The sequence below is a fragment of the Devosia psychrophila genome (assembly GCF_000971275.1).
GTDB lineage: Bacteria > Pseudomonadota > Alphaproteobacteria > Rhizobiales > Devosiaceae > Devosia > Devosia psychrophila.
Window position 1 is genome coordinate 288,634 of record NZ_LAPV01000093.1, and the last position, 24,154, is coordinate 312,787.

24 protein-coding genes are annotated in these 24,154 nt (G+C 62.1%); 13 read left to right on the forward strand and 11 right to left on the reverse strand.

The annotated features are described in order from the left end of the window. Nucleotide 1: 1 nt before the first annotated feature. Nucleotides 2–745, forward strand: a complete 744-nt coding sequence (locus tag WH91_RS10015; protein WP_143078031.1) for a fumarylacetoacetate hydrolase family protein — start codon at nt 2–4, stop codon at nt 743–745. Nucleotides 746–849: 104 nt separating this feature from the next. On the opposite strand, the gene WH91_RS10020 is transcribed toward WH91_RS10015, so the two are convergent. Next, entirely contained in the window at nt 850–2,124 is a 1,275-nt protein-coding gene (locus WH91_RS10020; RefSeq protein ID WP_046170828.1) for an L-fuconate dehydratase, read from the reverse strand. 122 nt (nt 2,125–2,246) lie between these two features. Between WH91_RS10020 and WH91_RS10025 the strand changes: the two genes are divergently transcribed. Then, on the forward strand, nt 2,247–3,035 hold the full coding sequence (locus WH91_RS10025; RefSeq protein WP_052952723.1) for a GGDEF domain-containing protein: 789 nt from the start codon (nt 2,247–2,249) through the stop codon (nt 3,033–3,035). 2 nt (nt 3,036–3,037) lie between these two features. On the opposite strand, the gene WH91_RS10030 is transcribed toward WH91_RS10025, so the two are convergent. The 4 genes from WH91_RS10030 to WH91_RS10045 form a co-directional block, all read right to left on the reverse strand. Next, on the reverse strand, nt 3,038–3,769 hold the full coding sequence (locus WH91_RS10030) for an SDR family oxidoreductase (RefSeq protein ID WP_046170829.1): 732 nt from the start codon (nt 3,767–3,769) through the stop codon (nt 3,038–3,040). A 193-nt stretch (nt 3,770–3,962) separates the two neighbouring features. Further along, the gene (locus WH91_RS10035; protein WP_046170830.1) at nt 3,963–4,904 is read right to left on the reverse strand and encodes an ABC transporter substrate-binding protein; all 942 of its coding nucleotides are present in this window, start codon (nt 4,902–4,904) and stop codon (nt 3,963–3,965) included. Between the two features lie 89 nt (nt 4,905–4,993). Beyond that, nucleotides 4,994–5,989, reverse strand: coding sequence for an ABC transporter permease (locus tag WH91_RS10040; RefSeq protein ID WP_046170831.1), 996 nt, complete (start codon nt 5,987–5,989; stop codon nt 4,994–4,996). Further along, nucleotides 5,986–7,560 (reverse strand): sugar ABC transporter ATP-binding protein, encoded by a 1,575-nt coding sequence (locus WH91_RS10045; RefSeq protein WP_210165773.1) that lies wholly within the window; start codon nt 7,558–7,560, stop codon nt 5,986–5,988. Before WH91_RS10045 ends, WH91_RS10040 begins: the two co-directional genes overlap by 4 nt. 234 nt (nt 7,561–7,794) lie before the next feature. On the opposite strand from WH91_RS10045, the gene WH91_RS10050 reads away from it, so the two are divergent. The 4 genes from WH91_RS10050 to WH91_RS10065 all read left to right on the forward strand — a co-directional run bounded on the left by WH91_RS10050 (nt 7,795) and on the right by WH91_RS10065 (nt 12,431). After that, nucleotides 7,795–8,562: an IclR family transcriptional regulator gene (locus WH91_RS10050; RefSeq protein WP_046170832.1), complete on the forward strand. Its 768-nt coding sequence runs from the start codon at nt 7,795–7,797 to the stop codon at nt 8,560–8,562. 4 nt (nt 8,563–8,566) lie between these two features. Next, nucleotides 8,567–9,391, forward strand: coding sequence for an amidohydrolase family protein (locus WH91_RS10055; protein WP_046170833.1), 825 nt, complete (start codon nt 8,567–8,569; stop codon nt 9,389–9,391). 422 nt (nt 9,392–9,813) lie between these two features. After that, entirely contained in the window at nt 9,814–10,644 is an 831-nt protein-coding gene (locus WH91_RS10060) for a sugar phosphate isomerase/epimerase family protein (protein ID WP_143078030.1), read from the forward strand. Between the two features lie 65 nt (nt 10,645–10,709). Beyond that, nucleotides 10,710–12,431, forward strand: coding sequence for a diguanylate cyclase domain-containing protein (locus WH91_RS10065; protein ID WP_082102093.1), 1,722 nt, complete (start codon nt 10,710–10,712; stop codon nt 12,429–12,431). Nucleotides 12,432–12,598: 167 nt separating this feature from the next. Here the strand turns inward: WH91_RS10065 and WH91_RS10070 are convergent, their stop codons facing one another. Together WH91_RS10070 and sthA are read right to left on the reverse strand one after the other, a co-directional pair. After that, the gene (locus WH91_RS10070) at nt 12,599–13,978 is read right to left on the reverse strand and encodes an FAD-containing oxidoreductase (RefSeq protein WP_143078029.1); all 1,380 of its coding nucleotides are present in this window, start codon (nt 13,976–13,978) and stop codon (nt 12,599–12,601) included. 69 nt (nt 13,979–14,047) lie between these two features. Next, nucleotides 14,048–15,463: a Si-specific NAD(P)(+) transhydrogenase gene (sthA, locus tag WH91_RS10075; RefSeq protein ID WP_046170836.1), complete on the reverse strand. Its 1,416-nt coding sequence runs from the start codon at nt 15,461–15,463 to the stop codon at nt 14,048–14,050. 599 nt (nt 15,464–16,062) lie between these two features. Between sthA and dapD the strand changes: the two genes are divergently transcribed. The 4 genes from dapD to WH91_RS10095 are packed head-to-tail and all read left to right on the forward strand — an operon-like array spanning nt 16,063 to nt 19,165. Then, entirely contained in the window at nt 16,063–16,905 is an 843-nt protein-coding gene (gene dapD, locus WH91_RS10080; protein ID WP_046170837.1) for a 2,3,4,5-tetrahydropyridine-2,6-dicarboxylate N-succinyltransferase, read from the forward strand. Between the two features lie 3 nt (nt 16,906–16,908). Beyond that, nucleotides 16,909–18,057 carry a succinyl-diaminopimelate desuccinylase gene (gene dapE, locus WH91_RS10085; RefSeq protein ID WP_046170838.1) on the forward strand — a complete coding sequence of 383 codons (1,149 nt, stop codon included), beginning with the start codon at nt 16,909–16,911 and terminating at the stop codon, nt 18,055–18,057. Then, complete coding sequence (locus WH91_RS10090) at nt 18,054–18,587, forward strand: hypothetical protein (protein ID WP_046170839.1); 534 nt, start codon at nt 18,054–18,056, stop codon at nt 18,585–18,587. Before dapE ends, WH91_RS10090 begins: the two co-directional genes overlap by 4 nt. Nucleotides 18,588–18,604: 17 nt before the next feature. After that, a complete protein-coding gene (locus WH91_RS10095) occupies nt 18,605–19,165 on the forward strand; it encodes a hypothetical protein (RefSeq protein WP_046170840.1) in 561 nt (186 codons plus the stop codon). Here the strand turns inward: WH91_RS10095 and truA are convergent. Further along, complete coding sequence (gene truA / locus WH91_RS10100) at nt 19,162–19,902, reverse strand: tRNA pseudouridine(38-40) synthase TruA (protein ID WP_046170841.1); 741 nt, start codon at nt 19,900–19,902, stop codon at nt 19,162–19,164. The two genes, WH91_RS10095 and truA, sit on opposite strands and share 4 nt — an antisense overlap. A gap of 15 nt (nt 19,903–19,917) precedes the next feature. On the opposite strand from truA, the gene WH91_RS10105 reads away from it, so the two are divergent. Beyond that, nucleotides 19,918–20,151, forward strand: a complete 234-nt coding sequence (locus WH91_RS10105) for a hypothetical protein (protein ID WP_046170905.1) — start codon at nt 19,918–19,920, stop codon at nt 20,149–20,151. Here the strand turns inward: WH91_RS10105 and fmt are convergent. Then, on the reverse strand, nt 20,144–21,064 hold the full coding sequence (gene fmt, locus WH91_RS10110) for a methionyl-tRNA formyltransferase (protein ID WP_046170842.1): 921 nt from the start codon (nt 21,062–21,064) through the stop codon (nt 20,144–20,146). The two genes, WH91_RS10105 and fmt, sit on opposite strands and share 8 nt — an antisense overlap. Before the next feature lie 119 nt (nt 21,065–21,183). After that, the gene (def, locus tag WH91_RS10115) at nt 21,184–21,699 is read right to left on the reverse strand and encodes a peptide deformylase (RefSeq protein ID WP_046170843.1); all 516 of its coding nucleotides are present in this window, start codon (nt 21,697–21,699) and stop codon (nt 21,184–21,186) included. 124 nt (nt 21,700–21,823) lie between these two features. On the opposite strand from def, the gene WH91_RS10120 reads away from it, so the two are divergent. Next, complete coding sequence (locus WH91_RS10120) at nt 21,824–23,242, forward strand: DNA recombination protein RmuC (RefSeq protein WP_052952726.1); 1,419 nt, start codon at nt 21,824–21,826, stop codon at nt 23,240–23,242. On the opposite strand, the gene WH91_RS10125 is transcribed toward WH91_RS10120, so the two are convergent. Next, nucleotides 23,239–23,451, reverse strand: a complete 213-nt coding sequence (locus tag WH91_RS10125) for a hypervirulence associated TUDOR domain-containing protein (RefSeq protein WP_046170844.1) — start codon at nt 23,449–23,451, stop codon at nt 23,239–23,241. The genes WH91_RS10120 and WH91_RS10125 overlap by 4 nt on opposite strands. A 117-nt stretch (nt 23,452–23,568) precedes the next feature. Between WH91_RS10125 and WH91_RS10130 the strand changes: the two genes are divergently transcribed. After that, nucleotides 23,569–24,039: a hypothetical protein gene (locus WH91_RS10130; protein ID WP_046170845.1), complete on the forward strand. Its 471-nt coding sequence runs from the start codon at nt 23,569–23,571 to the stop codon at nt 24,037–24,039. Nucleotides 24,040–24,154 lie beyond the last annotated feature (115 nt).

The following is a 24,154-nucleotide window of genomic DNA, read 5'->3' on the forward strand; positions in this document are numbered from 1 at the left end:
CATGACCGAAACACTTCAGGATTTCGCCGCTCGCCTGGTTGCCGGCCACGATGGCGGCCCGCTGGTCGAGAGCTTTCCCGTCGATCTGGTGCCGACCGACCGGTCCGGCATCTACGCCATTCAGGATGCCATCATTGCCCACACCGGACCGGTCGGCGGCTGGAAAGTGATGGCCGGTGGTCAAGGGGAGCCGATGTGCTCGCCGATCCCGGCCAACCGCTACTACGTCGACGGCGAGAGTATCAGTTCCACCCAGCATCGCTTCGTGCTGGCGGAGATTGAAGTGGCGGTGAAGCTGGGCAGCGACCTGCCTGCCGGCGCCGAAGCGGCAGAGGTCGAGGCGGCAATCGCCAGCATTCACCCAGCCATGGAAATGGTCGGAAGCCCGTTCGTTGATCGTGACAAGATCGATAGCATGGCCAAAAACGGCGACCTGCAGAGCAATGGCGCGGTAGTGGTGGGGTCGGCCTTGGACAATGCCATCAAGGCCGATCTTGCCACTCTAAAAGTCAGTCTGCGCCTTGACGGCGTCGAGGCCAAATCGACCGACACTGGCGCCGACTGGGCGGCCATCGTCGAAGCCGTGCGCTGGCTCGCCAGCCACGCTGCTTCGCGCGGCCTGCCATTGCAGGCTGGCCAGGTCATCATCACCGGTGCGCGCGCGCTCGCGCCCCAGGCGACCGCGCACCTCATCGAGGGCGATATGGGCGCCTGGGGTAAAGTCACCGCAAGGATGACGTACTGACGCTTGCCTCAGGACAATTTTCTTGGGCGGCCACCCTCCCCCTTGAGGGGAGGGAAAGCGAGATAGGACTCAACCCTCAAGGGGGAAGAGTATCGGTCAAAACCTCAGCCGCTAAACTCATTCTCCGCGATCGACTCCGCCTTCATCTGGATCGAAAATCCCGGCAGCTTTGGCGGCATATAGGCAGCATTCCTGATTTCGCACGGCTCGATAAAGTGCTCGTGCAGGTGATCTACATATTCGATCACCCTGCCTTCCTTGGTCCCCGACACGACCAGATAATCGATCATAGACAGGTGCTGCACATATTCGCACAGGCCGACGCCGCCGGCATGCGGCCATACCGGTAGGCCGAACTTGGCGGCCATCAGCAGCACCGACAGCACCTCGTTGAGCCCACCGATACGGCAGGCATCGATCTGCACAATGTCGATGGCGCCATCCTTGATGAACTGCTTGAACAAAATCCGGTTCTGGCACATCTCGCCCGTCGCGACCTTGACCGGCGCGATCGCCTTGCGGATCGCCCGATGGCCCGAAACGTCATCCGGGCTGGTCGGCTCCTCGATGAAATACGGGTTGAACCGCGACAGCGCCTTGACCCAGTCGATGGCCTGATCGACTTCCCAGACCTGGTTGGCGTCGATCATCAAAACCCGGTCCGGCCCCATAATCTCGCGCACGATTTCCAGCCGGCGGATGTCGTCGTCGAGGTCGCGACCCACCTTCATCTTGATATGCTGGAAGCCTTCGGCCACTGCCTCGGTGGCCAGCCGTTTCAGCTTTTCGTTGGAATAGCCGAGCCAACCGGCCGACGTGGTGTAGCACTGGTAGCCCTCGGCCTTGAGCTTCGCGATGCGCTCAGCTTTGCCGACTTCGGCCTTACGGAAAATTGCCAGCGCTTCTTCCGGCGTGATGGCGTCGGTGAGGTAGCGGAAATCGACGATGGCGACCAGTTGCTCGGGCGTCATGTCCGCGACCAGTTGCCACACTGGCTTGCCGGCTTCCTTGGCCAACAGGTCCCACACCGCATTGACCACGGCGCCGGTTGCCAGATGCATGGCGCCCTTGTCCGGGCCGATCCAGCGCAACTGGCTGTCGCCGGTTACATGCCGCCAGAACCGGCCTGGGTTTTCAGCGATCCAGCTCAGCTCCAGCCCGATCACCCGGCTCTGCAACGCCTTGATCGCCGCCACCACCACCTCGTTGCCGCGCCCGATGGTGAAGGTCAGCCCGTGGCCTTCATGGTCGCCATCGGTGCCAAGAATCACATAGGCCGCCGAGTAGTCGGGATCGGGATTCATCGCATCGGAGCCATCCAGCGAAGCCGAGGTCGGGAAGCGCAGGTCGTGCGTTTTGAGGGAGGTGATCTTGGTCATTTCAAACTCGACTGAACTGAAAAACTGCGACGCAGGGTTGCGTTAAGCATGCGGATTAACGGGACGGAGCAATGGTCATGGCATTGTTCGCGAGCCACGGTGGACGACGGGGACGCAGGGTGATGAACAAGATTATTAGGCAGACCTATCACCGCTATTATGTGTGGCTGCTGGGACTGGGCATGTCGGGTGCCGTTGCATTTGGAACCCTGGTCGCCATTGTCGGATCGGTGCTGACCACCGCTGTCGTCATGCTGCTGATTCCGGGGCCAAAAGACTTCTTCTGGTATGGGATGATTGTTGCCGTGGTTTCGCCTGCGCTGACAGCGCCGGGCCTTAGCTCCATCGCTTTCAAGATGGCATTTCAGCTGAACACGACACAGGCGGCGCTCAAGCTGGCGGCGGAAACCGATGCGCTCACCGGCGTTTCCAATCGCCGCTCGTTCATGACGCAGGCCGAACTGGCCTTCGCCAATGCCAAGGCGGGCGGTACGCCCTTCACCATCGTCATGATCGATATCGATCACTTCAAGGCCATCAACGATACGCATGGCCACAGCATCGGCGACAGCGTGCTGCGCGATGTGGCGCAAGCCTGCCAGGCTGCGCTGCGCGCCAGCGATTGTTTCGCGCGCTTCGGTGGCGAGGAATTCGTTGCGCTGCTGCAGCTGACCGATACGGCCGGCGCCACGGCCGTCGCCGAAATCCTGCGCAAGACCGTCGCGGTACTGGCGTTCGAAAACCGCATGCCGCCGACCGTCACGGTCAGCCTTGGGGTCGCCAGCTATCTCGCGAGCAGCGAAAGCCTGCATGATATCCTCAATGAAGCCGATCGGCAGCTCTATGCGGCCAAGGCCGCCGGCCGAAATCGGGTGATGGTGTCGGCAACTGCGGTGCGCCGGGCGTCCTGAACTCAGGCGGTCCAGCCGCCGTCGATGATGTGAATCTGGCCCGTCGTATAGGTCGCGCCGGCCAGATAAACCGCCAAGTCTGCAACCTCTTCAGGGCGCGCGATACGGCCGATCGGCTGGCGGGCGATAAAGGCTGCCTTGGCCGCCTCGAAATCGCCGGTCGCGTGCCAACGCTCGTGCAGGCTGGGACTGTCCACCGTGCCAGGGCAGATGGCGTTCACGCGGATGCCCTTGGTGGTGTAGTCGCTAGCGATCGACTTGGTCAGCCCGATCACTGCGGCCTTGGAAATCGAATAGGCGGCGCGGTTGGGCACGCCTTTGATGGAGCTCGCGACCGTCGCCATGTTGATGATGGCGCCATCCTGGCGTTCCAGCATCTGCGGCAGCACGGCCTTGATGGTGCGGATCTGTGCCTTGACGTTGAGGTCGAAGGCGAAGTCCATGTCCTTGTCGCTCATCTCCAGCACGGCGCCGGAATGCACCACGCCGGCGCAGTTGAAGAGCACGTCGATCCGGCCAATCTCGGCCACCGCTGCGTTCACCGCATCGGCCGACAGCACGTCCAAAACGCGCGTCGTCACCGCGGCAACGCCGTCAAGCTCAGCGAGTTTGGCCGCGTTGATATCGGTGGCAATCACCTTGGCGCCAGCAGCCACGAAGGCGTCCACCGAAGCCCGGCCAATGCCTTGAGCGGCGGCGGTGATGAGAACGATTTTACCGGTGAGATCAGCCATGGAAATTCCTTGCAGTTGGTCCTCCCAGGGTGAGGTTGGGCTGGCGCCCACCAGATACGCCGGACGGTACCTCCCCCTTGACGGGGGAGGCTAGGAGGGGGGTCGTTTAGCCCTGATCTAGGGGCCAAACTTCCCCCACTCTTGATCCCTCCCCGCAAGGGGAGGGTGTCGACTGCGAGAGTAGCGAAAGATCTTAGTCGTACAGCACGGCAGCAATGGCCGGATCAGCCATGGTCGCAGCGTCGTAATAGTAGAAGCCGGTGTCGATGATTGGCGGCAGGGTTTCGCCCTTGAGCGCCTTGACGGCGGCGGCGACGGTTTCATAGCCGATGCCGACCGGGTTCTGGGTGATGGCGCCGTTCATCACGCCCGAGGTGATCATGCCCTTCTGGGCCGCGCCGGAGTCGAAGCCGATGACAACGATTTTGCTGCCCAGTTCGGTCTTGCCGTTGGCAACACCGATGGCCGAGCCTTCATTGGCACCGAAAATGCCCTTGAGGTCGGGGTTGGCCAGCAGGATCGACTTGGTGATTTCGGTCGACTGCAGCTGGTCGCCGCCGCCATACTGAACGCTCACAACTTCGATCTTGGGATAGGCTTCCTTCATGCGGTTGACGAAGCCGTCAACGCGATCGATGCCGGTGCGGCTGGTCTGGTCATGGGCGACGACGGCCACCTTGCCCTCGCCACCGATCAGCTCGGCCATCTTGTCGGCCGCCAAAGCGGCGGCGGCCACGTTATCGGTGGTCGCGGTGGTCAGCGGAATGTCGCTATCGACGCCGGAGTCAAATGCGATGATCGGGATGCCGGCGTCCTTGGCCTGCTGCAGCAGCGGCGTTGCAGCCTGGCTGTCCAGCGCGGCAAAGCCGATGGCGTCGGGGTTACGCGACAGCGCGGCGGCCAGCATGTCCATCTGGCGATCGACCTGGGTTTCGCTTTCCGGACCTTCGAAGGTCACGGTCACGCCAAGATCGGCGGCAGCCTTGTCGGCACCGGCTTTCACGGCCTGCCAGAACTGGTGCTGGAAGCCCTTGGAAATCAGTGCGATATTATAGTTTTCCTGGGCCGAAGCGATGCCGCTGGCCGAGAGAAGTGCTAGCGCGCTGATGGCGCCAAGCAGGGTACGTCGAAGCATTGTAGTCCTCCCATTAAGATGAATTCGTCGTCTGGCGAGGCGTTGCCGCCCTCTTGTTGGCGCCCGAGCGGGCACAGCGTAACCGGCGCTTAAAGTGTGCGGCGCCGCAGGATATCGGCATAGACGGCCAGGATGATGATCGAGCCGGTCACGACCGTCTGCCACTCCTGAGCCACCGAAAGAATGCGCAGGCCATTGGCCAGCACGGAAATGATGAGCGCGCCGATCAGCGTGCCGACAACGGTGCCGCGACCGCCGCTGAGCGAGGTACCACCGATGACTACGGCCGCAATGGCATCGAGCTCATAGCCTTGGCCCAGCGCCGGCTGCGCCGAATTGAGGCGGCTCGCAATGAGCAGGCCCGCTACGCCGCAGATGCCGCCCGCGGTGGCATAGACGGCGATCTTCCAGCGGTCGACATTGACGCCCGACAAGCGCACGGCCTCTTCATTGCTGCCCAGCGCAAAGGTGTAGCGACCGAGCGCCGTCCTGCTCAGCACGAAAGCTGCGATAGCGGCGACCAGGAACAGGATCAGCACGCCATTGGGCACCGGCAAGGACGGAAAGATCGAGCCTACGGCCGAGCCGAGGGCGATCTGGTTGAAGCCGGGTGTGTCGTTGAAATAGATCGGCTTGGTGCCCGAAATCACCAGCGACAGGCCCTTGAGGATCAGCATCATGCCCAGGGTTGCGATGAAGGGCGGCACCTTGAGCTTGGCGATGATGGTGCCCGAAATCAGCCCGCAGAACGTGCCCGCCAGGATGGAGGCCAAGATGCCAAGCGGCAGTGGCATGCCGAGATTGGTCAGCACCACGCCGGTAATCACGGCGCAGAAAGTCATAAGTGTACCGACCGACAGATCGATGCCGCCGGTAATGATTACCAGCGTCGCGGCGATGGCGAGAACGCCGTTGACCGAGGTTGCCTGCAGGATGGCCAGCACATTCTGCGTCTGCATGAAATTTGGGGAGGCGATACTGAACACCACCACCAGCGCAATCAGCCCCGAAAAGGCCAGCAGTCGATGGAAAGCGCCAGAGATGCGCACGCCGGATTTGGCGGCGGGAGCGGTTGTGTCGGTCATGCGGACTTCCGTTCAGAATTGGTTTCGGCCACGGCACTCGGGCGCAAGGTCGCCAGCCGCATGATTTCTTCCTGGCTCGAACCACCCGGCAGCACGCCAGTCAGGCGGCCCTCGCACATCACGGCGATGCGGTGGCTGAGGCGCAGGATTTCCGGCAGCTCGGAAGAAATGACGATGATCGCCCGACCCTGTTCGGCCAGTGCATTGAGCAGTTTGTAAATCTCGGCCTTGGCGCCGACGTCGATGCCGCGCGTCGGCTCGTCAAAGATCAGGATATCGCAATCGCGCAGCAGCCATTTGGCAATGACCACCTTTTGCTGATTACCGCCCGACAGCAGCCGGGCTTCCTGAGTGTCACTCGGGGTCTTGATCGAGAGCTGGCGAATGAACTTCTCCGCCGTCTCGTGCATCGCGCTATCGTTGATGACGCCACCCGGTCCAATGAACCGTTCCAGGCTTGCCAGCGCAATGTTGTTGCGCACGTCGAGCCCGGTCGCCAAACCGAACTGCTTGCGGTCTTCCGACAGGTAGCCAATCCCGGCGCGCACCGCGTCCTGCGGTGAAGAGATGCCGACGCGATTGCCGTTGACCCAGATTTCCCCGCTCTCACGCGGATCGGCGCCGAAGATGGCGCGTGCCACTTCGGTTCGGCCGGCGCCCATCAGGCCGGCGAGGCCGAGGATTTCGCCCTTACGTACCGAAAAGCTGACGTCACGGATTTCGCGGCCGCGGTTGAGGTTGCGCACTTCGAGCGCTACCGGCGCGGCCGATGTATCGGGAATGACCAGTGCATCATTGGTCAACGTGCGGCCCACCATCATGGAAATGATGGTCTCGATTGGAGTATCGGCGGCTGGCACGGTACCAACGTATTCGCCGTCGCGCATGATCGTCACGCGGTCCGAGATGCGTTTGATCTCGTCCATCTTGTGGGAAATGTAGACAATTCCAACGCCTTCGGCCTTGAGCCGATTGATGATGGTGAATAGCTCGGCAATCTCTGCGTCGTTGAGCGCCGCAGTCGGCTCGTCCATGATCAGCACACGCGACTGGTAGCTCAGCGCCTTGGCGATCTCGACCATCTGCTGCTTGGCAATGGTCAGCGTCTCTACCTTCACCGTCGGCTCGAGCTTCAGATTCATCGAATCAAAGATCGCCTGGGTGTCGCGGTTCAGCGCGCCCTCATCGAGAAGGAAGGCCCGGCGCGGTTCGCGGCCGATGAAAATATTCTGCGCTGCCGTCAGGTCGCGCATCAGCGCCAGTTCCTGGTGGATGATGCCGATGCCCATGTCCTGAGCCTGGCGCGGGCTGGTGATCTCGACCGGCTGGCCATTGAGGCGCACCTGACCGGCATCGCGGGTGTACACACCGGACAGGATTTTCATCAGCGTCGACTTGCCGGCGCCATTCTCGCCCATCAGGGCGTGGACCTCGCCAGCGCGCAGTTCGAAGCGGGCACGGGACAGCGCCCGGACGCCCGGAAAGGCCTTGTCGATATCGACCATCTCCACCAGCGGCGTAACGCTGGCGTCCACGCTCGACGACAATGCTGTCGCTGGGCTGATCGGCATGCTGATTATATCCTCCGCACATTCTTGCGATGCGCATACGAACAACCTATTCATAAATGAAGGTGACGCGCAAGACTAACATGTCAGATTGCGCAGCAGTGAATCCGAGACCGGTCGTTGTGCCGTTGGTGCTATGAAATGGTCACGGAACGGGCACTCAAATGCCAACGGTGTGCTAACCGATCGGTGACTGAAGGTGACACTTTAGCGCGGTCTGGTGAGAGGGGGATAGACGTGGCGATCGAGGATGATGGAGATCGCTATCGCGCGCCTGCGTTGGACAAGGGGCTCGATATTCTCGAGCTGCTGGCGGCCACTCCGGACGGGCTGAGCCAGGCGGAAATCGCCAAGGCGCTCAACCGTTCACCCAATGAGATTTACCGCATGCTCGACCGGTTGGTACGGCGCGACTATGTTCGCCGCACGCCAGAAGACCGCTATGAGATCACGCTCAAGCTGTTCGAGATGGCCCATGCGCGGCCTCCCATGCACCGGCTGATCAGCCAGGCGACGCCGGTGCTGCGCCGCTTCTCCCTCAAGGCCGAGCAGGCGGTGCATCTGGTGGTGCGGGACCGCAACATCCTGGTGGTCGTGGCGCAGGTCGACGGGCCCGGATATTGGAACGTTTCGATCCGCGTCGGCTCCCGCATCGGGCTGGTCAACACCGGCTCGGGACATGTGTTCCTGGCCTTTGCGACGTCGGAAGAACGCGCGTTGATGCTCGAAGCGCAAGGCCTCTCGAATCCCGAAGCCATGCCCAAGGGGCTGGAAACCCGGCTCACCCAGATCGCCGAGCAAGGTTATGAAAGCATGCCTAGCGCCCAGACGCCGGGTGTGTTCAATTTGTCGGTGCCGGTCTTTGGGCCAATGGGCAGCGTGCTGGCCGTCATCACCAGCCCATACACCCAGCGGCTCGACAAATACGATGCTCCCAACATGCAGCAGGCGCTCGAGTTGATCCGCGTGGCGGGGCACGAGCTTTCCCGCCGGGCCAAGGAATAGTTCAATGCGCATCCTCGATACCCATCTGCACCTGATCTATCCCGAGCGGTTCGACTACCCATGGCTTGGCGGCGCGCCGGCCATCAACAAGCCATGGTCGGTCGACGATTATTTCGCCGAGGCAGTGCCGCTGGGCATTGAATCGGCGCTACATATGGAGGTCGATGTCGCCGAAAGTGACATGATGGCCGAGAGCGAATTCGTGGTCACCCTGCCCCGTATTGTGGGCGCCGTCGCTGCCTGCCGCCCGGAGCATATGAATTTCGTCGACAAGATCGAGCAGCTTAGCGATCACCCCCATATCACGGGGGTTCGCCGGATTTTGCATGAGGCGCCGGATGATCTCAGCCAGTCCGACCTGTTCATCGAAAACATCCGCCACCTGCCCGATTATGACCTGAGCTTTGATCTCTGCCTGCGTGCCGACCAGTTACATCTGGGCGTCGATCTGGTGCAGCGGGCGCCGGATGTGGCGTTCATCCTCGATCATTGCGGCAACCCCGACATCAAGGGGTTAGGGCTCGACCCCTGGCGCGCATCGCTGCGCGAAATCGCCCGCAATCCCAATGTGATCGGCAAGATATCGGGTCTGGTCAACCACTGCGCTCCAGGCTGGACCGCCGAGACGCTGCGCCCCTATGTCGAGCACATGATCGAAAGCTTTGGCTGGGACCGCCTGGTCTGGGGCAGCGACCACCCCGTCGCCACCACCACCGGCGGCACACTCACCGACTGGGTCAACGCGACGCGTGAAATCATCAGCGGCGCCAGCGAAGACGAACAAGCCAAACTGCTGCACGGCAACGCCGAGCGGATCTACAAGGTCTAGGGGCCAAATCCACCCGACCCCTTCGGGGGCACCCTCCCCACAAGGGGGAGGGATAAGAAGAGTCCAGACCGCTGAACTCAGGCTTCCCTCCCCTGAATGGGGAGGGATCGAGGGTGGGGTGATGGGAGCCATCAGGGGCCCGTTCAACTAACTCTCGTCCAGCTTGAGGACAGGCTTATACTCAAGTCAAACGGGCACGATGAACGGATTCTGAACGGCGAAATAGGGTCGATCAATACGGGAATCCGGACAGATTTAACGGCCTGGACCGTGTGCGCCGCATGACAAGATCGCCGAAGGTAAGTCAGATTTATTTGTATATGAAAACATTATTTACAATTTCGATTGCGACATAAGCGGCTTGAACGGAACGCTTGCCCGGCGCACAGTCTTATCCAATAGCAAGAAAAGGGATGAGACTTATGAGCGTCAGCGCTGACCGCATCGCCGTATCGACCTGGTCGCTGCACCGCCTGCTGGGCATGACCTACCCGCATGACCTGACCACCACCGAGATCGGGCAGATGCAGGAAAGCTACGGCGAAGGCGAGGAATCGCTGCTGGGCCTGCCGTCGGTTCTGGCCAATCATGGCTATCATCGGCTGGAAATCGTCTCCTTCCACCTGCGCAGCCGCGACCCGATCTACCTGGCCGAACTCAAGGATCAGTTGCGTATCGCCAATGTGCGGCTGCAAACCCTGCTGATCGATGCCGGCGATATCAGCCATCCCGAGCATGGCGAGCGCGACACGCGCTGGATCGCCAGCTGGATCGAGATCGCCAATGAGTTGGGCGCCGAAAATGCGCGTGTCATCGCCGGCAAGCAGAAGCCGACCCGTGATGCGCTGGACCGCTCGATCAAGGCGTTGAACACCTTGTCCGAAGGCAATGCCGGCTCATCGGTGCGGCTGGTGACCGAGAACTGGTTCGACCTGCTGGCTGAACCGGCGCATGTGCATTACCTGCTCGACAAGCTCGATGGCCGCGTCGGGCTGCTCGGCGATTTCGGCAATTGGGGCGGACCCAACAAGTATTCCGATCTCAAGTCGATCTTCGGTGTCGCCGAACTGTGCCATGCCAAGGCCGGCTTCATTGACGGCGATCTGGACGAAGCCGATTATGGCGCCTGCGTCAGGCTGGCCGAGGAAGCCGGCTATACGGGCCCCTACACTTTGATCTTCGACAGTGAAATCCCCAATGAATGGCACGGGCTGGCGATCGAACGCGATTTCATCGCGTCACTTCCACTGTGATCACATGCACTCAATTGTAATCAGGTTTAAGCCAGTTATTAAGGGATGTGACGCAGATTAATCCCATGCCCGTCCACGCGCCGACCATAGCAACGCCGACCTTGCCCCGTTTCTCACGAATCGGGTCGATGTTGGCGGGCGTGGTCGAGAACGCTGCCGTAGGCATGGTGGTGTCCGAAATGAGCGGTCGCATGGTCTATGCCAACAGGGCGTTCAGCGCGCTGCTGGGCTACCAGATCGAGGACGACGGCCGCCAGAACATCCTCGACATCATGCATCCAGACGATACCGGCATAGCCCGTTTGCAATTGCAGCGGCTGATGCGCAACGAGGCGGAAGACTTTCGCGGCGACCACCGCTTCCGCCGCGCCGATGGCGAGACGGTCTGGGTTACCGTGGCGGCGTCGCTGCTGCGCGACGATGCGGCCGGCTCCCCGCTCTACCTCATCACACAGTTGACCAGTATCGAGCTGCAGAAGAAGGCCGAAGCTGCCTTGGCGCACTCGGAAAGCCGGTTGAATTTCGCGCTCGAAAGCGCCGGGCAAGGCGTTTGGGACCACGACATCGTCAATGAGACGATGTTTTATTCGCGCATGTGGCGCATGATGCGCGGCATTGCGCCGGACGAAATTGTAGACGGTAACGAGGAAAAGTGGCTCGCCCGCATTCACCCCGACGACGTGGACTATGTTCGCAGCAACGTGCATCGCCAGGATGAGGGCGATGCGACCTTTGATTTCCTAGAGTATCGGGAACTCACCGCAGATGGTCGTTACATCTGGATTCTCAGCCGTGGCAAGCCGGTGGAATGGGACGAGGCCGGCAAGCCGACGCGGACGCTTGGCACCGACACCGATATTACCCGGATCAAAACCGTCGAGCTTGAACTGGCGGCCGAAAAAGAGCGGTTGCGCGTAACGCTCAATTCCATCGCTGATGGCATGATATCGACCAATGACTCCGGCCATGTGGTGTTCATCAATCCCGCGGCCGAACTGCTGACCGGCTGGAAATCCAGCGATGCCGTGGGTGAAGAAGTCCGGACGATCTTCCGGGTCCGGGATGGCGCCACTGGCGAAATACAGCCCTGCCCCGTGGCGCTCTGCCTCGGGGGGGATATGCCAGTTCATCTCGATGACGACATGATCCTGGTCGGCAAAGGCGGTTTAGAGCGCGATATCCGCTGCACCGCCGCGCCACTCAAGACACCACTCGGCAGGCTCAGCGGCGCAGTGCTGGTGTTCCAGGACGTCACCCAAAGCCGCGCCATGCAGCGCGAACTGGCCCATTCTGCCACCCATGACGACCTGACAGGCCTGCCCAATCGCCCCGCCTTCGAGCGGGCGCTGAACGCGGCCATTGCTTCGGCACGTGGCGGGCGAAAGCATTGCCTGCTGTATGTCGACCTCGACCGCTTCAAGCCGGTCAACGACAATGCCGGCCATGCGGCGGGCGATGCATTGCTCAAGCAAGTGGCGCAAACCATTCGCGGTTCCTGCCGTAGCCATGACTTGGCAGCCCGAATCGGCGGCGACGAATTCGGAGTCTTGCTCAACGATTGCTCCAGCGAGGGCGGCCAGCGCCTCGCCGACAAGATCGTTCGGGCCATCGGCTCGCTGGACTTTTCATGGGCCGGCCGCACCTATCACATCGGCGCCAGCGTCGGCATCACCTCGATCGACGACCAGCCATCCTCCCCCCTCGGCTTCATGGGCGAAGCCGACGCCGCCTGTTATGCGGCCAAGGCCCGAGGGCGCGGCATAGCGGTGCATTTCCGGGATTTGTGAGGGGGGGCTGCCCTTCGAATATAATCTTCGTGGCTCCCATCACCCCACCCTCAATCCCTCCCCATTCAGAGGAGGGAGGCGCCAGACTGACGGTCCGAGTTCTTTCTCATCCCTCCCCCCTTGTGGGGAGGGTGGCCCCGAAGGGGTCGGGTGGGGGTATTCCTGCTTCACTCCAGCGGCTTCAGGTCTGCTAGTAGCGATGGGATCAGCTCGGTTACCGTTGGGTGGATATGTACGGTATGCATCATCGTGGTGTAGGGCGTCCCTGCCACCATCAGTTGCAGCAGCGAATGGATGACCTCGTCGCCGCCGATACCTAAGATAGTTGCGCCAAGAATTTGCTTGCTCTCGGCGTCGACCAGCACCTTCATCAGGCCCTGCGTTTCGCCGCGCTCGCGCGCCCGAGCCACCTTGCTCATCGGCATGATGGCCATCAGCGCCGGTTTGCCGGATTTGCGGACCTCGGTCTCGCTCATGCCGATGCGACCGAGTGGCGGATCGATGAACAGGCCATAGACCGGCACGCGCTTGGCAATGGAGCGCTTGCCGTGGTCGATGACATTGTCGGCGACGATTTCGAAGTCATTATATGAGGTATGGGTGAAGGCGCCGCGGCCGTTGATGTCGCCCATGGCCCAGATGCCCCTGGCCTTGGTGCGAAGGTGATCGTCGACCGGGATATAGCCGCGCTCGTCGGTCTTGATGCCCGCCGCTTCAAGGTTGAGCCCGGCGCTGTTGGGGGTACGGCCGACGGCGACCAGGAAGTGGGAGCCTTCCACCGAGGCGCGGCGTTCGCCGGACTTCAGCGACAGCAACGCACCGTTGCCGGCCTTGGCCAAGGCCTCGATGGTGGTGTCGAACAGGAAGGTGACGCCTTCCGCCTCGAGGATTTCGCGGATGGCGGTGGAAACATCTTCGTCCTCGCGTGACGCAGGCCGTGCGCCGCGCTCGATCACCGTCACCTTGGCGCCGAAGCGCGCATACATCTGCGCAAACTCGAGCCCGATATAGCTGGCGCCGGCAATGATCAGATGCCCCGGCAGGGTGTCGAGATTCATCATCGAGGTATTGGTGAGGTAGGGCACCGTCCGGATGCCCGGCCAGTCCGGCACCGAGGCGGTGGCGCCGGCATTGATGAAAATTTGCGGCGCGGTCAGCACGCGGTTATCGACGCTGACTTCGGTTGGCGAGACGAAGCTGCCGGTGCCCTTGATATATTCAAGAGTCTTGAGGCTGCCGATCCAGTCGGTCAGGCTTTTGACCGAGGCGCCGACGACCTTGTCCTTGCGCGCCTTGACCGCCTTCATATCGACGGTGACCGAACCCGTGAGGACGACGCCGAACTCCGCCGCGTGGCGCGCCGACCAGGCGGCGCGGGCGCTGGCCACCAGCGTTTTGGTGGGCGTGCAGCCGTCGTTGACGCAGGTGCCGCCGAGATGTTCCTTCTCGATCAGCGCCACTTTCTTGCCGGCATCGGCAAGCCTGGCAGCCAGGAACGGCCCGGACTGGCCGGCGCCGATAATGATGGCATCAAACTGTTCTGACATGGTGGCCTCCATTGGGCGCAAGCCTATGACTTTGAAGGGCTTAGCGCTAGTGGCGGTTGGTGCGTCGTCCTATTCGACCGGCGCGACCGGCAGGGCTCTTGGCATGCGGTTCCAGGCGTCGAGCGCGGCAATCTTGTAAGCTTCGGCCAGCGTTGGATAATTGAAGGCGTTCTCGACGAAATAATCCAGCGTGCCGCCGAGGTTGAGCACCGCCTGGCCGATATGGATCAACTCGGTGGCGCCTTCGCCAACGATGTGTACGCCGAGCAATTTGCGGGTTTCCAGCGCGAAGATCATCTTCATCATGCCGGACTGCAGGCCCATGATGTGGCCGCGCGAGGTCTCGCGGAAACGGGCAATGCCGGCTTCATAATGGATGCCCTGCGCCTTTACCTGTTGCTCGGTAAGGCCGACGGTGGAGATTTCCGGCACGGCATAGATGCCATAGGGGAAAAATTCGGGGGCGGGAGGCATGGGCGCGCCGCAGGCATGCAGGGCGGCAATACGGCCCTGCTCCATCGAGGTCGAGGCCAGCGAGGGCCAGCCGATGACGTCACCGGCCGCGTAGATATTGCGGACCGTGGTCTGAAAGGTCACCGGATCGACCTTGAGGCGGCCGCGATCGACGGGGGTGATGCCAGCGTTTTCCAGCCCCAGGCCGGCCGTGGCGCCAGAGCGACCGGCGGCATAGAGCAGCATGTCGGAGCGGAGACGGCGGCCGTCGGCAAGGGTCGAGACGGCCCAGCCCTGCTCGTCGAGCTCGACCTTTTCGACCTTTGTACCCAGTCGCAGGGTCACGCCGCGCTGGCGCAGGTCATGGGTGAATTCCTCGATGATCTCGCGGTCGATGAAGTCGAGAATGGTATCCTTGGGCTCGACGATGGTCACCGGCACGTCGAGCGCCGAAAAGATGGTGGCATATTCGATGCCGATAACGCCGGCGCCAACGACGGTCAGGCTGCGCGGCACGCGCGGCTCCGACACCAGGCTGTCGCTGTCGAGCACGGAATGGTCGTTGAACGGAATATTGGACGGCCGGTAGGGCGTGGTTCCCACGGCGATCACCGCATGATCGAAGCTGAATGTCACCTCGTCGCCATCGGGCGGCGTCACCGCGACATGGGTCGTATCGATAAATCGTGCCATGCCGCCGAAGGTGCGCACGCCGTTGCGGGCGAACTGGTGCTCCAGCACCTCAATCTCGTGATTGAGCGTCATGCGCAGGCGGGCGCCGAGGTCCTTGCCCTCGATGTCCTTCTTGACCCGATAGGACAGGCCGTAAAAGCCGCGCTCGCGCCAGCCGGACAGGTTGAGCACGGTCTCGCGCAGGGTCTTGCTCGGGATGGTGCCGGTGTGGACCGAGACGCCGCCTAGGCGCAGGCGGTTTTCCACCACCATTACCGATTTGCCCAGCTTGGCCGCCTGTACTGCCGCGCGACGCCCAGCCGGACCGCTGCCGATGACCACGATATTGAAATGTTGCAAGACAATCCCCGATTCGCCGCTGCGAACGCCTAGCGGGACAGTGTGACACTGGCGCAAACGTTGCAATGCGGATGGTGGAAGAGCTGGGATGCAAGCCGAAAGTAAGGGGACCCCCACCCGACCCCTGCGGGGCCACCCTCCCCACAAGGGGGAGGGATAAGAAAGAGCTGGGATGCGCCCCTCAGGGGAGAGGGAGCCATCGGCCGGTGTCCAATCATCAAGTTTATCCATCTTATCCCCGCCCCCTCACCCTCCCGCATAATCCTCCCATCTTCCGGGATACGAGCGGCGCTGCAGCGACCGGTGTCCGGAGGGACAGTTGGGAGGGTGGAGGTCGCGCTTCACCCTGGGCTGCGCGGACGGGACAATCGGGCGGGCGCTACGGCAAACGCTGGGGTCACGATCCGCCTTCCGACAAAGTCCCAGCAACCCCGAGACGCTGTCGTCTCACTTTTATCTACCCATTACGAGGCGGTTGCCGTCTCGGGGTCCGCTCGTCTAGCGAAACCCGCAACACAGGCGGCGCTTCGGCATGTCCGCTGGTTGACACTTGTGGCGTCCCGGCTATGGTCCGGCTGCATTCAAAAGGACCGTCCGCCATGAGCTATGCCGATCTCGCCAAGACCATCGATGATGCCTTCGAGGCCCGCGCCGAGATCCGTTTCGACACCAAAGGCGAAGTCCGCGACGCCGTCGAAGAGGCGCTGCGCCTGCTCGATACCGGCGTGGCGCGGGTGGCCGAGAAGGTCGATGGCGAATGGCGGGTCAACCAGTGGCTCAAGAAGGCCGTGCTGCTGAACTTCCGCCTCAACGACAACCGCCTGATCGAAGGTGCACCGGGCGGCTCGCACTATTGGGACAAGGTTTCCACCAAGTTCGAAGGTTGGAGCGAGAACCACTTTCGTGATGCCGGCTTCCGCGCCGTGCCCGGCGCCATCGTGCGCAGTCCGGCGTTTATCGGCCGCAACGTCATCCTGATGCCCAGCTTCGTCAATGTCGGCGCCTATGTCGACGAAAACACCATGGTGGACACCTGGGTCACCGTCGGCTCCTGCGCCCAGATCGGCAAGAACGTGCATATCTCGGGCGGCGTCGGCATTGGCGGCGTGCTTGAGCCGCTGCAGGCCGGGCCGGTGATCATCGAGGACAATTGCTTTATCGGCGCGCGCTCCGAAGTGGTCGAGGGCGTGGTGGTGGGCGAAGGCGCGGTGATTTCGATGGGCGTGTTCATCGGCGCCTCGACCAAGATCGTCGATCGTGCAACCGGCGAAATCCATATCGGCAAGGTGCCACCCTATTCGGTCGTGGTCTCCGGCTCGCTGCCCGGCAAGCCGCTGCCCAATGGAAATCCCGGCCCCAACCTTTACTGCGCCGTCATCGTCAAGACGGTCGATGCACAGACGCGCAGCAAGACCGCCATCAACGAATTGCTGCGGGACTAAGAGATGAGCCTTGATGCTCTCGACCTGCTGAAGCGCCTGATCGCTTGCCCCTCGGTGACGCCCGAGGCGGCTGGGGCGCTGGATGTGCTGGAGGCGGCGCTGAGCGGGATCGGATTTGTCGTGACGCGGCTGCGGTTTGAGGGCGATGGGTCGTATCCGGTCGATAACCTGTTTGCGGTTCGCGGCACTGGTGGTCGTCGGCTGCTGTTTGCCGGGCATACCGATGTGGTGCCGCCGGGCGATCTGGCGAACTGGACGTCGGATCCCTTCACGCCGCGTGAGGCCGATGGCATGCTTTATGGGCGTGGCGCGGCTGATATGAAGTCGGGTGTCGCAGCCTTTGTTGCGGCGGCTGCGGCTATTCCCGCCGATGCGGGCACGGTGATGCTGGCCATTACCAATGACGAGGAAGCCGACGCCATCAACGGCACTGCCAAGCTGATGGCCTGGGCCGAGGCACAGCAGCAGCATTTCGATTTTGCGCTGGTCGGCGAGCCGAGTTCGGCGGCACTGCTGGGCGACAGCATCAAGATCGGGCGGCGCGGGTCGCTGTCGGGCCTTATTACCGTCGCCGGCACGCAAGGCCATGTGGCCTATCCCGAGCGGGCCAATAATCCGATGCCGGCACTGGCGCGGATCGTTTCGGCGCTGGACAGCCAGATCGATACCGGCACCGAGCATTTTCCGGCCAGCAATCTCGAAGTCACCTCCATCGACGTCGGCAACCCGACCGGCAACGTGATCCCGGCGGCGGGGACCATCAAGTTCAACATTCGCTACAACGACCTGTGGACCCCCGAGACGCTGGCGGATTGGGTGCGCGGGCGGATCGCCACGGTGGATGCCAAGGGCGCCACGGTCACGTTCAATATCACCGGTGCCCCGGCGCGCTCGTTCCTGTCGCCGCTGAGCGACGATGTCGCAATACTGGGCACAGTCATCAGTGACGTCACCGGCCGCAAGCCGGAATTCTCGACCGGCGGCGGCACCTCGGACGCGCGCTTCATCGCGCAGCATGGTCCGGTGGTGGAATGCGGACTGGTCGGCCCCTCGATGCACAAGGCCGACGAGCATATCTCGATCGCCGACCTCAACGGGTTGACCGAAATCTATCGCGCCTTCATGGTCCGCTTCTTTGGAGAGGCCGCATGAAAATCTGGAAGGCGATCAGCGACGCCTTGGCCGGCTGGATGCTTATACTGCGCGGCGAGGCGGGCTGGCGCGGGCGGTTTTCGCTGACCACGCCGGGCCTGCTGGCGGCGCTGGCGATTTATGCCTTCATGACGTTTCTCGCCGTAGCCCTGGCCTCCATGAGCATCGGCATGCCGTCCATCGCCGGTATCCTCGCTGCGATGTTCGTTCTGGCCTTGCCGGTGATCGCGCTGGTGCTGACCCTGCTGGGCACGCGCAGCCTGCTCAAGAGCGCTGAGCCGGTCTATCCGGTGTTGATCCCCGGCATTTATGCGCTCACGGTGTTCCTGGTCGTCGAAGGCGTGCTGGCGATGATCGGCGGGCCAGTGGTGATTCTGGCGTGGCTCGCGCTAGGCTATCTGCTGTATCGGCTGGTGCGCGCCGCGACGGGCTGGAACATTGGCATTGCGGCAGGATTTGCAGTTTTGACCGTCGTGCTGCTTGTGGCGATGCGCATGGCGCTCTACATGCTCAGCAATCCTGCGTTCTGAACTTTCGAGAAAAGCCCTTGGCCAAACCGACCACGACCTTCCTCGATGAACTGAGCGCTGCGGCGCGCGGCTGCGTTGCCTTGGTGATGGGCCGTCGCGAGGCGGCTTCCTATTTCGATTTCAGCCAGCGCGGCCTCGTCGGCAGCCTGATAGCCACGCTGGTCGCCGTCGCCCTTGCCGGCTTTGGTCCTGTGCTGGTGGGCGTGCCGCTGCCGCCCGGCGGTGCAACGCAGTCGATCATCATCAACGTCGTGCTGTTTCTCGCCCAGGCTGCGACTGCCTTTGTGGCGCTGCGCCAGATGGGAAGGCAGGACGGCTTCGTGCCATATCTCGTAGCGTCGAACTGGGTCACGCTGGCGTCGTCCATCCTGCTGCTGCTGTCCACGCTGCTGGGCCCGAGCGGCATCATCATCCTGCTGCTGGTGGCGATCCTTGCAATCACGACCTTTATCAATATTGGCCGTTTCATCGTCACGCTGAAGCCGATGCAGATCGGCGTGGTGTTTATTTCGCAGGCTGTCGGCGTCTTCCTGGCACTGGCCGTGGTCGCCGTGCTGATGGGACCGCCAGCGCTCTAGTAGCTGACGCCGGTCAGATATAGCCCTGCAGATGGCGCCATGGCGCCGCAGCGGCTACGGTCCCTGGCGTCGAGCACGGCGCGGAAATCGCGGGGCGACCACTTGCCCACGCCCACCAGCCGCAGCGAGCCGACCATAGAGCGCACTTGATGATGCAGGAAGCTGCGGGCGCTGGCGCTGATGACGATATGGTCCGGCTCTGCCCGCACTGAAAACTTATCCAAGGTCCGCACAGGTGAGTTAGCCTGGCATTCCGTTGAGCGGAAGGTGGTGAAGTCATGCGTTCCGAGGATGAGACTGGCGGCATGGTCCATGGCCTCGGCATCGAGTTTTTTTGAGACGTGCCAGACGCGGTTGCGCTCAAGAACCGGCGGCGCACGCCGGGTCAGGATGCGATACTCATAGTGTCGAGCCTTTGCCGAGAAGCGAGCCTCGAAGGTGTGGGGCGCGGCCTCGACGGTGAGGACCGCCACGGGGTGCGGGCGCAGGTGAAAGTTCAGCGCCTCGCGGACGCGGAGCGGCTCCCATTGCTTGGTGAGGTCGAAATGGGCCACCTGCCCGGTCGCATGCACGCCGGCATCAGTGCGGCCGGCGGTCTGGGTGGTGACGGTTTCGCCGGTCATGGCGAAGATCGCATCCTCTAGTGCCTGCTGAACGCTCGGACGCTCGGTCTGGCGCTGCCAGCCTGAAAACGGCGTTCCGTCATATTCAATTGTCAGCTTATAACGATATGTCAAATGTTGGAGGCCCAGGTGGCACTAGTAAGAAAGTTCTCTTCGCTCGAGACCGAGCGTGTTTCAGCCCAGCAAGAAGTTGAAGCAAGAGCGGGGAGAGCTGAAATCAACGGCGAGACGTATGTTGTCATTAAAACTTACGGCAAACCCGGCAGAAAATACCCTGATATGGCTTCCCAGACCATTCAGCTTGATCGAGTTGGTGCAGAGGCCCTGATGGATATCCTTCGTCGCACATTTGCCCTCAGTTGACTGTGGTTGGCAGGACCCCTGCCCCACGCAGGAAAGTGGCGGCGTCCATGGCGCCTTTTCCTTCGCGCTGCACCTGGGTCAGGCGGACGGCGCCGGTGCCGCAGGCAATGGTGAGGTTATCGAGCAGGGTGCCGGGCGCGCCTACGCCCTGACCGAGGGTCGAGCGCAGGGCTTTTACGCGGGTGGATTTACCGGCCAGATCGACTTCGAACCAGGCACCGGGAAACGGCGACAGGCCGCGGATGTGGTTGTGGACTTCATCTGCAGGACGCGACCAGTCGATGCGGGCTTCGGTTTTTTCGATTTTCTTGGCATAGACCGCGCCCGTTTCAACCTGCGGCGTGAACGTGAGGCTGCCGCGTTCCAGCGCTGCCAGCGCCCGGCCCATCAGATCGGCGCCGGTGCGCATCATGGTGTCGTGCAATTCGCCGGCTGTCATATCCGGGCCGATCGGGATGACTTCGCCGACGGCAACAGCGCCGGTATCGAGGCCTTCGTCCATCTGCATGACCATGACGCCGGTCTGGGTGTCGCCGGCCATGATGGCGCGCTGGATCGGGGCGGCGCCACGCCAGCGTGGCAGCAGCGAGCCATGCAGGTTGAGGCAGCCCAGTTCGGGCGCGTCGAGAATGGGCTTGGGCAGCAGCAGGCCATAGGCCACGACGATCGCCAGTTCGGCGCCATGGCTGGCAAAGATGATCTGCTCGGCCTCGCCCTTGAGCGATTTCGGCGTAAAAACAGGAATGCCGAAGTTTTCGGCCGCCAGATGCACCGGCGACTTGCGCTCTTCCTGGCCGCGGCCGGCGGGCTTGGGCGCCCGGGTATAGACCGCAACAATCTCGTGGCCCGAGGAGACGATCTCGGTGAGGGTGGGAACGGAAAAATCCGGCGTGCCCATGAAAATAACGCGCATTGTGGCAAACTCCTGGGCACGACCTCGTCCTTCGACAGGCTCAGGATGAGGTCTACGGGGTGTCCGTTGAACTAGCAGTAGACCTCATGGTGAGCCAGTCGAACCACGAGGTCGTGGCATCAGCCAGCGGCCCGTTTGGCTTGCTTGTCGAATTTCTTGATGACGCGGTCGCGCTTGAGGCGGCTGAGGTAGTCGATATAGAGCACGCCATCGAGGTGATCGAGTTCGTGCTGGATGCAGACGGCAAGCTTGCCTTCGGCTTGCTTGACCACTTCCTTGCCGTCGAGATCGGTGTAGGTCACCGTGACGTCATTGGGGCGCTCGACCTCGTAATACAGCTCGGGGATGGACAGGCACCCTTCTTCGGTGACCTGCATCTGCTCGCCGAAATGAGTGATCTCCGGATTGATCATGACGAGCGGCTCGGGCGTTTCGCCTTCGGGGGCCAGGTCCATCACCACGATGCGCTTCAGCACGCCGATCTGCGGCGCGGCAAGGCCGATGCCGGGGGCATCGTACATAGTGTCGAGCATGTCTTTGGCAAGCGCCTTGATCTCGTCATCGACCTCGATGATGTGATCGGCGACAGCGCGCAAGCGGGCATCGGGAAGGACGAGAATAGGGCGTACAGCCATGCTGAAGGTCCGGCAGAAAAAGTATTTGACCTTCGATATGGTATTTCCGCGCCCTGGGTCAACTCTTGTGCCCCGCCGATACGAGAACATTCTGCGACCAGACGAATCGCGGTAAGACGTTTGGATGGACACTGTACTCTTCTCGATAGCCGATTATCCCGTGAGGCTGGCCGTGGCCCTGATCGGCGGCGTGGCGCTGGCTGCGCTGGTGCTGGTGGTCGTGACCATTGCGGTGATGCGTTCGGGCGCCAGCCGGTCGGCCGAAGCCAGCGGTCACCTGGTCGAGCAATTGCGCGAGGGATTTACCACGCAGCTGGGCGAACGCGACCGGCGTATCCAGGAGTTGGATCATCAGGTTCGGGTGGAGCGGCAGCGCGGCAGCGATCTGCTCGACACCGAGCGGGCGAAGGCCGAGACCTTGCTGGCGGAAAACGCCGCGCTGAAGGCGCAAATGACCGCCCAGGCCGCGCATGCACAAGCCAGCGAAGCGCGCCTGATGGCGGTGCGGCAGGAAATGACCGACCAGTTCAAGCTGATTGCCGGAGCCGCGCTAAAGGACCAGAGCGAGACCTTCACCAAGCAAAACCGCGAGCAGGTCGACACGTTGCTCAGGCCGCTCAACGAGAAGATCGGCGAATTTCACGTCGGCCTGATCAAGGATCGCGCCACCATGGGCGAGCAGATCCGGCAATTGCTCGAGAGCAATGTGCAGATCACAACCGAGGCGAACAACCTGACCAAGGCGCTAAAGGGCAATTCGCAGACCCAGGGCGCCTGGGGCGAGATGATCCTCTCGACTATTCTGGAACGTTCGGGGCTTCGCGAGGGCGAGCAGTATGTGACGCAGCAGAGCCATACTGGCGCCGATGGTTCGCGACTGCGCACCGATGTCGAAATCCTGATGCCCAACGACGACCGGCTGGTGATCGACTCCAAAGTGTCGCTGACCGCCTTCGAGGCCTATACCAATTGCGAGGACGACACGCGCCCCGGCCATCTCGCCGCCCATATCGTATCGGTACGCGGCCATATCCGCACGCTGGGCGAGAAGACCTACCAGAAGCATGCGCGCAGCAGCCTCGACTATGTGATGATGTTCGTGCCGATCGAATCCGCACTTGCGACGGCGATCCAGGCCGATCCGAAGCTGTTCGAATATGGCATGAGCCAGGGCGTGATGCTGACGACACCGACAACGCTGATGACGGTATTGCGCACGGTGCGGAACGTCTGGGATATCGAAAAGCGCCACCGCAATGCCGACGAGATCGCCGAGCGGGCTGGCGCGCTGTTCGAAAAGGTTGCCGGTTTCCTCTCCAGCATGGACAAGCTGGACGGCCATCTGGAGAAGGCCCGGCTGAGCTTCGAGGATGCCAAGGGGCAGCTTTCGACGGGGCGAGGCAATGTGGTCCGGCAGGTGGAGTTGTTGCGCGACCTGGGTGCCAAGACCAACAAGACGCTGCCTACCGGCTGGGACAGTGGTGCGGAAGAGCCCCCTACCCTGCGCATCGTCGGCAAGGACGAGCCGGGCGACCTGGCCTAGTCGGCGGTCAGCTCGCTGCGGCTCTTGAGTACTTGGTCCCCGTCGTCCTGTTCTATGAGATAAGCAGGCTCCTTCCGGCTCGCCCCACGGGTGACTTCGCTGCCCTTGAGAGTACGGGTTACTTTTTCGGTGAAGCTCTCAACGATTTTCCCATGGGCGGTATGGGCGCCCCACTTCCAGCTGACTTTTGATCCCGTTCGGAAGGCCATTTCGTTCTCCTGTCGTGCTCCCGAACAACCGGAGAGCGATCACAAGCGTTCCGTCGGCTCGAACCACCTGCGCGCTGAAGCGTTGGCTAGCCAGATCAACCCAAGCGGGAGACGGAAATGGCTCAGTATCACGACACCATAGTGCCGCAGGACACCAACTTCGATAATGCCGACCAGCCCGGCATTGCCCAACCCTACACGCAGGCCGAGGTTGAAGAGTTGCTTTATGGCGAAGACCGCCCGGCGTCCGAACGACTGGCCCGTCTGCGCGAGTTGCGAGACGAGAACGCCATTCGCGAGAGCGGTGATTGGGGAGATGAAGACCCGGCTGCGATGCTGGACGAGTTGGACCGGGCAATCGACGAGCTTAGTGCCACTCTCGCCAACGCCGACGAGGCGGATGATTTTGCTGGTCTGGCGCCGACCTTCGATATCGATCCAGCCAGCCGCCTCGACGCACTGTCACCCGACGACGAAGAGGCCAGAGAGGCCATTGAGGGTGATGATGATGGTGAAGAACCCGAGCCGCTCGATGAAACTGAGTGGGATGAGGGCGACGGGTTCAAGCCGGAGGATGGCATGAGGTAGAGGTTACTGGCTCAGGCTTATCTAAACTTTCTCCCTCGGGCTTGACCCGAGGGCCACTAGCAACCCGGAGCAAACGGCGAATGGCCCTCGGGTCGAGCCCGAGGAAAAGGTTAGT

Coding starts and splice junctions, on each gene's coding strand:
- WH91_RS10060 (WP_143078030.1), top strand. CDS start 9,814: ATGAGCGTCAGCGCTGACCGCATCGCCGTATCGACCTGGTCGCTGCAC.
- WH91_RS10035 (WP_046170830.1), bottom strand. CDS start 4,904: ATGCTTCGACGTACCCTGCTTGGCGCCATCAGCGCGCTAGCACTTCTC.
- WH91_RS10025 (WP_052952723.1), top strand. CDS start 2,247: ATGAACAAGATTATTAGGCAGACCTATCACCGCTATTATGTGTGGCTG.
- WH91_RS10090 (WP_046170839.1), top strand. CDS start 18,054: ATGAAAATCTGGAAGGCGATCAGCGACGCCTTGGCCGGCTGGATGCTT.
- def (WP_046170843.1), bottom strand. CDS start 21,699: ATGGCTGTACGCCCTATTCTCGTCCTTCCCGATGCCCGCTTGCGCGCT.
- WH91_RS10065 (WP_082102093.1), top strand. CDS start 10,710: ATGCCCGTCCACGCGCCGACCATAGCAACGCCGACCTTGCCCCGTTTC.
- fmt (WP_046170842.1), bottom strand. CDS start 21,064: ATGCGCGTTATTTTCATGGGCACGCCGGATTTTTCCGTTCCCACCCTC.
- WH91_RS10020 (WP_046170828.1), bottom strand. CDS start 2,124: ATGACCAAGATCACCTCCCTCAAAACGCACGACCTGCGCTTCCCGACC.
- WH91_RS10040 (WP_046170831.1), bottom strand. CDS start 5,989: ATGACCGACACAACCGCTCCCGCCGCCAAATCCGGCGTGCGCATCTCT.
- WH91_RS10130 (WP_046170845.1), top strand. CDS start 23,569: ATGGCTCAGTATCACGACACCATAGTGCCGCAGGACACCAACTTCGAT.
- WH91_RS10030 (WP_046170829.1), bottom strand. CDS start 3,769: ATGGCTGATCTCACCGGTAAAATCGTTCTCATCACCGCCGCCGCTCAA.
- WH91_RS10045 (WP_210165773.1), bottom strand. CDS start 7,560: ATGCCGATCAGCCCAGCGACAGCATTGTCGTCGAGCGTGGACGCCAGC.
- WH91_RS10015 (WP_143078031.1), top strand. CDS start 2: ATGACCGAAACACTTCAGGATTTCGCCGCTCGCCTGGTTGCCGGCCAC.
- dapE (WP_046170838.1), top strand. CDS start 16,909: ATGAGCCTTGATGCTCTCGACCTGCTGAAGCGCCTGATCGCTTGCCCC.
- dapD (WP_046170837.1), top strand. CDS start 16,063: ATGAGCTATGCCGATCTCGCCAAGACCATCGATGATGCCTTCGAGGCC.
- WH91_RS10120 (WP_052952726.1), top strand. CDS start 21,824: ATGGACACTGTACTCTTCTCGATAGCCGATTATCCCGTGAGGCTGGCC.
- WH91_RS10125 (WP_046170844.1), bottom strand. CDS start 23,451: ATGGCCTTCCGAACGGGATCAAAAGTCAGCTGGAAGTGGGGCGCCCAT.
- WH91_RS10070 (WP_143078029.1), bottom strand. CDS start 13,978: ATGTCAGAACAGTTTGATGCCATCATTATCGGCGCCGGCCAGTCCGGG.
- WH91_RS10055 (WP_046170833.1), top strand. CDS start 8,567: ATGCGCATCCTCGATACCCATCTGCACCTGATCTATCCCGAGCGGTTC.